This window comes from Flavobacterium sediminilitoris, assembly GCF_023008245.1.
Classification (GTDB): Bacteria; Bacteroidota; Bacteroidia; order Flavobacteriales; family Flavobacteriaceae; genus Flavobacterium; species Flavobacterium sediminilitoris.
The window spans coordinates 241,939-253,526 of sequence record NZ_CP090145.1; the positions used below are offsets into that span (position 1 = coordinate 241,939).

At 28.8% G+C, this 11,588-nt stretch carries 14 protein-coding genes; 7 read left to right on the plus strand and 7 right to left on the minus strand.

Annotation, left to right across the window (positions count from 1 at the left end; translation table 11 throughout):
* Nucleotides 1-59: 59 nt before the first annotated feature.
* On the minus strand, nt 60-1,163 hold the full coding sequence (locus LXD69_RS01190) for a Glu/Leu/Phe/Val dehydrogenase dimerization domain-containing protein (protein WP_045968501.1): 1,104 nt from the start codon (nt 1,161-1,163) through the stop codon (nt 60-62).
* A 188-nt stretch (nt 1,164-1,351) separates the two neighbouring features.
* Between LXD69_RS01190 and LXD69_RS01195 the strand changes: the two genes are divergently transcribed.
* Both LXD69_RS01195 and LXD69_RS01200 read left to right on the plus strand, forming a co-directional pair.
* Nucleotides 1,352-3,112, plus strand: coding sequence for an ABC transporter ATP-binding protein (locus LXD69_RS01195; RefSeq protein ID WP_246916812.1), 1,761 nt, complete (start codon nt 1,352-1,354; stop codon nt 3,110-3,112).
* Nucleotides 3,113-3,181: 69 nt separating this feature from the next.
* The gene (locus LXD69_RS01200; protein WP_045968505.1) at nt 3,182-3,556 is read left to right on the plus strand and encodes a PUR family DNA/RNA-binding protein; all 375 of its coding nucleotides are present in this window, start codon (nt 3,182-3,184) and stop codon (nt 3,554-3,556) included.
* Nucleotides 3,557-3,607: 51 nt separating this feature from the next.
* Here the strand turns inward: LXD69_RS01200 and LXD69_RS01205 are convergent, their stop codons facing one another.
* Nucleotides 3,608-3,949 carry a tRNA-binding protein gene (locus LXD69_RS01205; RefSeq protein WP_045968507.1) on the minus strand — a complete coding sequence of 114 codons (342 nt, stop codon included), beginning with the start codon at nt 3,947-3,949 and terminating at the stop codon, nt 3,608-3,610.
* Nucleotides 3,950-4,071: 122 nt separating this feature from the next.
* Here LXD69_RS01205 and LXD69_RS01210 point away from each other — a divergent pair, with 122 nt between their 5' ends.
* Nucleotides 4,072-4,626 (plus strand): thioredoxin family protein, encoded by a 555-nt coding sequence (locus LXD69_RS01210; RefSeq protein ID WP_045968509.1) that lies wholly within the window; start codon nt 4,072-4,074, stop codon nt 4,624-4,626.
* Between the two features lie 31 nt (nt 4,627-4,657).
* Here LXD69_RS01210 and LXD69_RS01215 read toward each other — a convergent pair whose 3' ends face one another.
* From LXD69_RS01215 to LXD69_RS01235, 5 genes are all read right to left on the minus strand, one after another.
* The gene (locus LXD69_RS01215) at nt 4,658-5,161 is read right to left on the minus strand and encodes a hypothetical protein (protein WP_045968511.1); all 504 of its coding nucleotides are present in this window, start codon (nt 5,159-5,161) and stop codon (nt 4,658-4,660) included.
* 115 nt (nt 5,162-5,276) lie between these two features.
* The gene (locus LXD69_RS01220) at nt 5,277-6,293 is read right to left on the minus strand and encodes an MvdC/MvdD family ATP grasp protein (RefSeq protein WP_045968513.1); all 1,017 of its coding nucleotides are present in this window, start codon (nt 6,291-6,293) and stop codon (nt 5,277-5,279) included.
* Between the two features lie 78 nt (nt 6,294-6,371).
* Nucleotides 6,372-7,361: an MvdC/MvdD family ATP grasp protein gene (locus LXD69_RS01225; RefSeq protein WP_045968515.1), complete on the minus strand. Its 990-nt coding sequence runs from the start codon at nt 7,359-7,361 to the stop codon at nt 6,372-6,374.
* A 103-nt stretch (nt 7,362-7,464) separates the two neighbouring features.
* Nucleotides 7,465-7,707: a microviridin/marinostatin family tricyclic proteinase inhibitor gene (locus tag LXD69_RS01230; RefSeq protein ID WP_045968517.1), complete on the minus strand. Its 243-nt coding sequence runs from the start codon at nt 7,705-7,707 to the stop codon at nt 7,465-7,467.
* 250 nt (nt 7,708-7,957) lie between these two features.
* Nucleotides 7,958-8,890: a peptidylprolyl isomerase gene (locus LXD69_RS01235; protein WP_246916817.1), complete on the minus strand. Its 933-nt coding sequence runs from the start codon at nt 8,888-8,890 to the stop codon at nt 7,958-7,960.
* Nucleotides 8,891-9,129: 239 nt separating this feature from the next.
* Between LXD69_RS01235 and LXD69_RS01240 the strand changes: the two genes are divergently transcribed.
* From LXD69_RS01240 to LXD69_RS01255, 4 genes are all read left to right on the plus strand, one after another.
* Nucleotides 9,130-9,849, plus strand: coding sequence for a 3-ketoacyl-ACP reductase (locus tag LXD69_RS01240; protein WP_045968522.1), 720 nt, complete (start codon nt 9,130-9,132; stop codon nt 9,847-9,849).
* A 107-nt stretch (nt 9,850-9,956) separates the two neighbouring features.
* Nucleotides 9,957-10,754 carry a class I SAM-dependent methyltransferase gene (locus LXD69_RS01245; RefSeq protein WP_246916820.1) on the plus strand — a complete coding sequence of 266 codons (798 nt, stop codon included), beginning with the start codon at nt 9,957-9,959 and terminating at the stop codon, nt 10,752-10,754.
* A 74-nt stretch (nt 10,755-10,828) separates the two neighbouring features.
* A complete protein-coding gene (locus LXD69_RS01250; RefSeq protein ID WP_246916823.1) occupies nt 10,829-11,344 on the plus strand; it encodes a DUF2975 domain-containing protein in 516 nt (171 codons plus the stop codon).
* Nucleotides 11,345-11,346: 2 nt separating this feature from the next.
* Nucleotides 11,347-11,553 (plus strand): helix-turn-helix domain-containing protein, encoded by a 207-nt coding sequence (locus tag LXD69_RS01255; protein ID WP_045968528.1) that lies wholly within the window; start codon nt 11,347-11,349, stop codon nt 11,551-11,553.
* The last annotated feature ends 35 nt before the right edge of the window (nt 11,554-11,588 follow it).

Genomic DNA, 11,588 nt, shown 5'->3' on the forward strand with positions numbered 1-11,588 from the left:
ATAAAGATTTAGAATATACAATTTCTGAAATCAGAAATTATTATTATTCTACAATCGTCTTATTTTAAACTTTCGTTTTTCTTATCATCAATACGTTTTTGTGCAATTGACATTGCTGCTTGATGAGTTGTAATATTGTTTTTAGTAGCAAAATCAAAAATCTCAAGAGAAGTATTATAAATATTCTCTGTTTTTTCCATTACTTGAGCTTTTGTTAAATTCGCCAATTCAGAATAAACATTAATTACTCCACCAGCATTAATTAAGAAATCTGGCGCATAAAGAATTCCTTTCTCTTTCAAGATATTTCCGTGAACTACTTCATTTGCTAATTGATTATTTGCAGCTCCAGCTATAACTTTTGCTTTTAATTTACCAATAGTATCGTCGTTAATAGTTGCACCTAAAGCACAAGGAGCATAAATATCAACATCTGCACCATATAAATCATCTCCTGTAAAAATCTTAGCACCATATTTAGCACCTACATCATGTAGACGTTGCTCATTAATATCAGAAATAGTCACAATTGCTCCATTTTCGGTTAGATGTTGTACTAAGACTTCACCTACGTGACCAATTCCTTGGACTAATACTTTTTTACCTTCTAAATTATCTGTTCCAAATTGATATTTTGCTGCCGCTTTAAGCCCCATAAAAACACCATAAGCAGTAATAGGAGATGGATTTCCTGATCCTCCTTTTTCTTCTGAAATACCTGTTACGTATTTTGTAACCTCACGAACAGTATCCATATCTTTAGTTTCCATTCCTACATCTTCGGCAGTAATGTATTTTCCTGATAGAGAATCTACAAACTGTCCAAAACGTCTCATTAATTCTGGCGTTTTTTGTGTCTTAGCATCTCCAATGATAACTGCTTTTCCTCCTCCAAGGTTTAAACCTGAAATTGAAGATTTAAAAGACATTCCTCTTGACAAACGTAAAACATCATTTAACGCTTCCCATTCATTAGTGTAATTCCACATTCTAGTTCCACCAAGAGCTGGTCCTAAAACTGTATTATGAATTCCAATAATTGCTTTTAATCCTGTATCTTTGTCATGGCAAAATACAACTTGCTCATGTCCGTCAAATGAGATTTGACCAAAAACAGGATCAACTTTATGTAGCTCTTTTGCTAGTAATAAATCTGTTGACATGTAATTTGTGTTGAAAATTATTCAATAATTAATCACAATATTACGAATAAAATTAAAATGAATTGTTTTTTTATGCTTTTTTTAATGATTTGATAATTAATTATTATAAATCAGACATTTACAATATTTTAAATAAATCATAAAATTTTATCTTATTTACACAAATATTTACATCTTTGCACTTTTAAATGAAAGAACTACAATACTTAAATAAATATTTTGCAAAATATAAATACCGATTTTTACTTGGTATCCTTATAACAATTGCTGCACAAATATTCTCACTATTCACTCCTGAGTTGATAGGTAATTCAATAAAAGCAATTGAAAAATACACACAACATAAAGACACTTCTATTGATGTAATAAAAGCCGCTCTTTATAAAAACATATTACTTATCTTAGTAACTACAATAATTGCTGGTTTTTTTACTTTTTTAATGCGTCAGACTATCATTGTAATGTCGAGATATATTGAATTTGATTTAAAAAACGAAATCTTTAATCATTATCAAAAACTTAGTCAAAGCTTTTACAAGCAAAATCGTACTGGTGATTTAATGAATCGTATTAGTGAAGATGTTGGTAAAGTAAGAATGTATGTTGGTCCCGCAATAATGTATTCATTCAATACATTAATTCGATTTACAGTAGTTATTATATACATGTATAATATTTCACCGAAATTAACACTATATTCATTACTACCATTACCTCTTTTATCATATGGCATTTTTAAAATAAGTTCTGAAATTCATAAAAAGAGTAGTTTGTTTCAACAAAACTTATCCACATTATCTTCTTTTGCACAAGAAATGTTTTCTGGAATAAGAGTGATAAAAGCTTATGCAATTGAAGAACATAAATTAAACGAATTTTCAACACTAACAAATGACAGTAACAAAAAAGCAATGAGTTTAGCCAAAACCAATTCGCTTTTTGGACCTTTAATGATTTTACTTATTGGATTAAGTAATTTAGTGGTAATTTATGTAGGTGGAATGATGTACATTAAAGGCACTATTCCTGACATAGGTGTTATTGCGCAATTTATATTATACATAAATATGCTAACTTGGCCAGTAGCATCATTAGGTTGGGTTTCTTCTTTAATTCAAGAAGCTGAGGCCTCACAAAAAAGAATAAATGAATTTTTAAAAATTGAACCTTCAATTACAAATGAAATAAGCACTAGAAGTGAAATAATAGGTAAGATTGAATTTAAAAATGTTTCTTTCACTTATGATGATACAAATATTGAAGCTTTAAAAAACATTAATTTTACTGTAAATCCTGGAGAAACATTAGCAATACTTGGCAATACTGGTTCAGGAAAATCAACGATTCTTTCCTTAATTAGTCGTTTATACGATGTAACAGATGGACAAATTTTGATTGATGAAAAACCTATTCAAAAAGTAAATCTTAATGATTTAAGAAATCATATTGGAGTTGTACCACAAGATGCTTTTTTATTTTCTGATTCTATAAAGAATAACATAAAATTTGGGAACGAGAATGCTTCTGACAATGAAATAATAGACGTTGCAAAAAAAGCAGTAGTTCACCACAACATAGAAGCTTTTACCGATCAGTATGAAACAGTGTTAGGAGAACGCGGCATAACGCTTTCTGGTGGTCAAAAACAACGTGTTTCTATTGCTCGCGCCTTAATTAAGAATGCTCCTATTTTATTATTAGATGATTGCTTAAGTGCAGTTGATACAGAAACAGAAGAAGCAATTTTAAATAATTTAATGTCTTTTTGTCAAAATAAAACAACAATTATTGTAAGTCACAGAATATCATCTGCAAAAAATGCAGACATAATAATAATATTAGAGCAAGGGAAAATAATACAAAAAGGTACTCACAATCAATTAATAGTTGAAGATGGATATTACAAAGAACTCTATTTTAAACAACTTTCAGAAAAAGAAAATGTATAAACTATTGCTTTATACATTTTTTTTTTAGACTTTTGGTAAACTATAAAACAATAAATTGACAGTTGGATTATGAGAGAAAATGAAATGTTAGAAAAAGAAGATATCTTTTCTAAGGTATTAAGAGCTGGAAGAAGGACTTATTTCTTCGATGTAAGAGCTACAAAGGCTGATGATTATTACATTACCATTACTGAAAGTAAAAAATTTACAGAAGAAGATGGATCTTACCATTTTAAAAAACATAAAATCTATTTATACAAAGAAGATTTTGTGGCTTTTAAAGAAATTTTAGATGAAATGACTGATTTTGTAGTATCTCAAAAGGGAGAAGAAGTAATTTCTGAAAGACATCAAAAAGACTTCAAGAAAGAAGTTTACAACGATTCAGATGATACTACACCATCTACTGATAGTTTCACAAATGTAAGTTTTGACGATATTTAATCGCATACTTTAAAAATACGAAAGCCTGAAATAATTTATTTCAGGCTTTTTTTATGCCATTCTTTGACCATTTTCTACTTTAAAATTTGGAGAAAGCAACACAACATCATTAGTTTCTCCTAATAGTCCTAATACCAAGCATTCGCTCATAAAATTTCCGATTTGTTTTCTAGGAAAATTGACAACTGCAATAATTTGTTTCCCTACTAAATCTTCTTTCTTATAATGATCTGTTATTTGAGCAGATGATTTTTTAATCCCTATTTCGACTCCAAAATCAATTTGCAACTGATATGCTGGTTTTCTAGCTTTAGGAAAATCGTTAACTTCAATGATTGTTCCTACTCTTATATCTATTTTTTCAAAATCGTTCCAAGTAATTTCTGGTTTCATGTTTTTTGTTTTTTTTCAAAAATAAGAATTTTCAAACATTCTGTAACATATTTAGGTTTTATAACGTATAACTAATATAGATGTAACATTTTAAAGTCTATATCCTTAAAACAAACCTCATCATGGCACAAACACCTTCAAACATGTTACCATTAGGAACAAAAGCTCCTGATTTTTTATTACCTGCTACTAATTTTAATACAAATTTTAATTTTGATGAATGTAGAGGAAATAAAGGGACTCTTGTTATGTTTATTTGCAATCACTGCCCGTTTGTACTTCATGTAATTGATGAAATTGTCATGATTTCCAATGATTATCGTGTACAAGGATTAGGAATTGTTGCTATTTCAAGTAATGATATTATAAAATATCCACAAGATTCACCAGAAAAAATGGCTGATTTTGCTTTAGAAAATAAAATAGATTTTCCTTATCTCTTTGATGAAACTCAAGAAGTAGCTAAAGCTTATAATGCTGCCTGCACTCCAGATTTTTATTTGTTTGACAACCGTGATCAATTAGTTTATAGAGGACAGTTAGACGACTCTCGTCCAGCAAATGCAATTCCTGTAAGTGGAAGTGATTTAAGAAATGCTATTGATGCCATTATTTATAACAGAAAAGTAGTTGAACCTCAAAAACCTAGTATTGGTTGCAATATTAAATGGAAGTAATTTATTTCAGTGAATAATAAAAAAATAAGCTTTATTTTCTTTCCAAGATAACCTCAATAGGTCTATTCGTTCTTGGACCAAATTGACGTGATTGTTTTTCGTTTTCGCTAGAACACAAAATATACATATTATAACTCTGCAACGGAATTATTTGAGTTTTAAATATTCCTGAAACATCTTCAATTTTTATACTAAAAGTGCTAGCAGGAAATGTATTACTCACAGAAATAAAATAATTATCCTTTGCATATGGAAAAAAATAACGATCTTTTTCTTCTTCTTTATTAATCAAATAATTTTGTTTAAAAGTAAGAGGCTGATTGCTATTATTCCAACTATACATATTGTTTATATTAATAACTTCAATTTCGTTTTCATTAACAATTGTTATTTTCAAATCTTTTTCATTTTCCGTCTTACCATTTTCATGCACATTTACTACTATATACGATGTGAAATCATAACCACAGTGTTGGATTTGACTAAATGTAATTAAAGAAAAAAGAAGAAAAAAAGAAGAATATAAACGTTTCATAAATTAAATAATATTGGTAAAAATACAAAATCAAAAATAATACCATCTTTTATATACAAAAACCACTTGTTAAAAGAATTAATAAGTGGTTTTCTCTCTTTATATAATGACTAAATTAATAAACAGCCGTTTCTAAAACTGGCTTATAACGTCTAGGCTTCTCTCCTAACAACACCTTACTTAACTGAGTTGTTATAGCTCCATCAACTAATAAATCTAGCCAATAAAACTCACCTGCTGAATTAATCTCTAAGAAATAATGTTGACCATCAGGCGTTACAATAATATCTATCGCACCGTAATTTATTTGATAAACATCCATCAACTCTAACAATTTATTTTCAATATCTGATGGTAATTCATAAGGAACCCAATCATTCAACAATGTAGTTCCTTCTCTTCTCCAATCTACTTTTGCATTTGATAATTTTTGAGAGTCTACTGCAAAGGCAAAAACTTCATCTCCTACAATAGTAATTCTTAACTCAACTGCTTTTTCTAATTTCTCCTGAAATTGCATTGGACAATATTGAAGAGTATCTATTGATTCTAAATCTTCTTCTTTAATTATATTTGTAAAAACAACATTCTCTAAACCATCTTGATAAATAGCAAAAGAACTTTGCATCTTAGCAATAGCTCCATTTGGATGTGCTTTCACAAATCTTTTAGCTTCTTCTGGACTATTTGTTATACATGTTTCAGGAACAAGCAGACCTAAAGATGAAGCTATTTTCATTTGTTCTTCTTTACTATCTAATCGTCTATAAGAGCTATATTTTCCTATTTGGAAACAATTCAAGCTTTCTAGCATACCATACAACGTAACCCGAACTTCCCCATGAACACTACTTAAATATTCTCCTTCAAGAATAGAGTTTAATCCTTGAGCTAAATGATGACTTCTTCTATACCACAAAGCTTCAATATCATGTATAGATTCTCTATGTCCTTCATAATCTAAAAAAACTTTCCATTGTTTATCCTCATAACAAGAACTTAATGAATATTTAGTAGGATACTCGTCTACATTAAAGCGAATAGGATATCCTCCCATCTCTTTAATCTTATTAGAAATAACGGTTATGCATTCATTATCCCTAGTATGGGTAATAATCAATACTTTTTTCATATATCTTAAATTAAAAAATTATCAAATTTTATTAGAAAACAGAATTCCCATAAATAAAAAAAATCACACTTTCTTATTTTATGTATTTCTATTATTTTTTCTATTCACTAGTTTTTCGGCAATTGTTTCACCTATAGGATAACCTAAGTCTCTTTGAAGCATTCCCCATTCTCCTTGTGGATTTACTTCTAAAAAAACATATTGTCCATCTTTTTGTCTAATCATATCTATTGCTCCAAAAAACAATCCCATGCTTTTCATCATCTCAGTAATTGAAGAGCAAACATTTTTTGGTAGCTCATAAACATCCCAACCTACATTTTTTTCTTTTGTTGCTCGCCAATCTATCTTACCTGTTTCCGACAATGTTGCATTTATTTTACCCACAAAAAAATCACCATCAATATAAATTATTCTTAATTCATATTGTTTTTCAATCTTTTTTTGGAAAATCATTGGACAATATTCTAAACTATTTTTTAATTGTTGCAAATGATCTTCAACAAGAAGTGTTGTTGGAAAAAAAGAAGTATTTCCTTTCATACTTCTAGACAATGAACCATGTAATTTAGCAATAACTTGCTTATCACATACATCATAAAAAAAATGCTTAACTACCTCCTCATTGTTAGTAAAAACACTTTCTGGAATAGTAAGTCCTGCTTTTTGAGCTAATCTTAATTGCTCAAATTTATTTTCACCTATACTATGGTCTATATCTATTGGATTAATCCAAACTTTATCTTTTAAAGATTCAAAAAACAATCTTCTCATAGTATTATATTCCTGTAGATATATTGATTGATATGTTTTATCTAAATCTTCAGGAATAGTAATTCCCCACAATTTTCTATACCAAACCGCTTCAATAGAATCTGAAGTAAAACGATTTGTCCCATCAATTATTTCTAATACTGGCTTACCTGATGTGTTTCTATAAGACATCGACAATTTACTAGAAAAATCATCTGAGTTTAATCTGTAAACACTTTCACCTAATTCTTTTAATCGTTTTATTACAATATCAATTGTATAGTAATCTTTACTATGACTTATACATAAAATCATAATAATTTATTTAGAATCAGAAAAATTTGCATATTATTTATTGTTTGTTTTTAATAAATTAAAAAAACAAAGAGTAACGGTTTAACCGTTACTCTTATAATTTTTAAAGTAAATCAACTGGTCCACCATCATCAGAATCTGAAGGGTGCTTCATTGTATGAACTTGGTCTGATAATGGAGTAGTAGTATCATCATCAGAATCTGAAGGATATTTTAAAGTATGAGCTACATCTTCTAAAATAGAAGTAACTTTTGCTCCACCTTGTACTTCATTTGACTCTTCTTTAGTCAATTGGCTTTCTAAAAAATTTGCGAAAAATGGCTTTTTCAAATTTTGATTCTTCATGTTTTTGTTTTTTAAAGTTAATTTTAATTTTTAGTTTATTTGCAAATAACTGATGTCGAATTTAGTATTTTTTTACGGAAAAAACTCACAATAAAATCATAATAAAACGTTAAAATAAAAAATAAAATTTATATAACTCTATAAAAAAAAGAGTTTTACATATTTTTTGCGTTATTTTTCTAGAACAAATGCAGTATAAAAACAAAAAAAACCGCCTAAAAGGCGGTTTAACGAATTTAGTATAATAAATTTATTTTACATCCATTAATTCAACATCAAACACTAAAGTTGCATCTGGTGGAATAACTCCTCCTGCTCCACGTGAACCATATCCTAAATATGATGGAATAACAAAACGTGCTTTATCTCCTACTTTTAACAAAGCAATACCTTCGTCCCAACCTTCAATAACTTGTCCAACTCCTAATTGAAAATCAATAGGTTGTTTTCTTTTATATGAAGAATCAAAAACTTGTCCATTTTCTAATGCACCTTGATAGTGAACAGATACTTTTTTTCCTTTCTCTGCTTGAGTACCATTTCCTTTTTGAATAATTTGATAACGTAATCCACTTTCAGTTTTTTGAAAACCTGCTGCTAATTTCTCTAATGCTTCTTCAGCCAACCTTTTTTGATCAGCCAACCTTTTTTCTCTAGATCCTTCAAAAGTTCTAAATGCTTCAATTGCATTCCAGTTTTTAGCTTCATCACCAACTCTAACAATCTCTATAGATTCAATCACATCATTTTGAGCAACAGCATCAACTACATCTTGTCCTTCAACAACATGTCCAAAAACAGTATGTTTACCATCTAACCATCCTGTTTCAACGTGTGTAATAAAAAATTGAGATCCATTTGTACCAGGACCTGCATTTGCCATTGACAACACACCTGGTCTATCGTGCTTTAATTCTGGATGAAACTCATCATCAAATTTATACCCTGCATCTCCTGTTCCTGTTCCTAATGGACAACCTCCTTGAATCATAAAATCAGGAATTACACGGTGAAATTTCAATCCGTTGTAATATGGTGTTCCCATTGATTTTGCTTTATTCTCTAACTGTCCTTCTGCTAGTCCTACAAAATTACCTACAGTTCCTGGGGTTTTATCATGTGTTAGCTTTACTAAAATACTCCCTTTTGGAGTATTAAACTTTGCGTAAATTCCGTCTTGCATTTTATTGAATTTAAATTATATGTCACAAAATTAGTGATTTTATTAGAGAAAAAAAATTACCCTAAAACTTATAAATTGAATACATTTTTAAAAGTATTTTATTCTTTATTTTAAAACCAGATAAACTTCAATTTTTAAATCGCATATCCTTTTCAATCATAAAATTATTTTAAAATTAAACTACAATCCGATCTATTAACTGCTAAATACTTAATTTTACCCCAAATAAAATTACTAAAATGGGAAAATTAAAAGGAAAAAAAGCAATTATAACTGGAGGAAGTAGAGGCTTAGGAAAAGCAACTGCTATTGCTTTTGCAAAAGAAGGGATAGATGTTGCCATCACAGGACGACATGAACAAACATTATTAGAAACTGTTTCAGAATTAAAAGCTCTAGGTGTAAATGCAACCTATGCAATATTTGATGTAAGTAATTATGAAGAGGTTAAAAATGGAATTAAAAAAATTATTAGCGTTCTTGGTTCTGTAGATATTCTAGTTAATAATGCAGGAATTGCCGCTTTTGGATCATTTAATGACATGGAAGTAAGTAAATGGAACGAAATCATACAGACTAATGTTATGGGAATGTATTATGTAACCAAAGAAGTACTTCCTTTTTTAATTGAAAAAAACCAAGGAGACATTATTAATATTTCTTCAACTGCTGGTTTAAGTGGAAACCCTAACACATCTGCTTATTCTGCTTCAAAATTTGCAGTTATAGGCATGTCTGAATCATTAATGAAAGAAGTACGCAAAAATAACATTAGAGTTTGCACATTAACACCAAGTACTATTGCTTCAGATATGTCAATTGAACTAGGAATTGCGAGTAAAGATTCTACAGAGACTGTTTTACAACCTGACGATTTTGCTGAACTAATTGTAACAAGTTTACAATTACCTAGAAGAGCCATGTTAAAAAGCGCATCATTATGGTCAACTAATCCATAGTTTTAAGACAAAATTTTCAATAAAAACAGATGACTAAAAACATATCTTTGGTTATCTGTTTTTTTTTGTAAATTGAAAAATCATTTAAGACCTTAATATAAACACAGATGAAAGTTGAAAATTACATTGAAATCAATAAAAAAACATGGAATAATAAAGTTCCTTTTCATATTGATTCTCAATTTTACGATATGGAAAATTTTCTAAAAGGTAAAAACTCTCTTCCAGAAATAGACATAACACTACTTGAAAATATCAAAGGAAAAAATATTTTGCATTTACAATGCCATTTTGGTCAAGATTCTCTTTCTTTAACTAGACTAGGAGCCAAAGTTACAGGAATAGATTTATCAGACAAAGCTATTGAAAAAGCAAGAGAATTAAATAACCAATTAAGATTAGATGCTTCTTTTATTTGTTGTGATGTTTATGAAACTTTAAAACATTTAAAAGAGAAATTTGATATCGTTTATACCAGTTATGGAACAATTGGTTGGCTACCTGATTTAGATAAATGGGCAGAAGTTATTTCTGGAGCTTTGAAACCCAATGGAAAATTTGTTTTTGTAGAATTTCATCCCGTTTTGTGGATGTTTGATGACAATTTTACCAAAATTCAGTACCATTATCACAATGAGCAACCTATAATTGAAGAATACACTGGAACATATGCCAACAAAAAAGCTGAAATTACCACCAATTATATAGGTTGGAATCATTCTCTTTCAGAAGTATTTCAAGCCTTATTAAAAAATGGTTTACAAATAGAACATTTTAATGAATATGATTATTCCAATTACGATTGTTTCAACGAAACAGTTGAGTTTGAACCTAGAAAATTCAGAATAAAACATTTAGAAAATAGAATCCCAATGATGTATAGTTTAAAATGCTCTAAAAAATAATTTCATAAAAAAAGCGATTAATTATCGTAAAACAATAATTATTTATATATTTACAGTAATAATTTATTCGTTTTATGAAAACTACTAGAATCATTTCTGCATTTTTATTCTACTTAGTAAGAATAATTTCACTTTTTTATTTTGCAACTACTCTTTACATTATTATTGTAACTAGCTTAAAAACAACTGCTTTAAGGATATTAGAAAACAATCGTTTTGCTGTATGCTATCCATTTACTAATAAGAATTTTATTTTAGGTAGCGAATATAATCTTGCTTACATCATTGAAATGGTTGTCACACTAGCTTTTTACAGTCTGTTTTTCTTTGGTTTAAGTAATGTTTTTAAAGCATTCAAACAGACAAAACTTTTTACGTGTAAAGGAGTTTTTCATTTGAAAGCATTTTACATAACTAATCTTCTAATAGCTCCTATTGTTTTTGGAATTATAAGTATACAACCCAAAGAAGATTTTCCTTATTTAGCTATGATAGTTGCTCATGCCATCATTGGAATTTTTGCTTTTTTTATTGCAGCTATTTTCCAACAAGGTGTAAATTTACAAACTGATCAAGACTTAATTATTTAGATATGCCAATTATTGTAAACATTGATGTTATGCTAGCTAAACGTAAAATGCAAAGTAAAGAGTTGGCAGAAAAACTTGGAATAACTCAAGCCAATTTATCCATTCTAAAAACAGGAAAAGCGAAAGGTATTCGCTTTGAAACTTTAGAAGCTATTTGCAAAGTTCTAGAATGTCAACCAGGTGATATTTTGGAATTCGTTACAGAATAATTACTACTTAAAATAATTCTATTTTTTTCGACAAA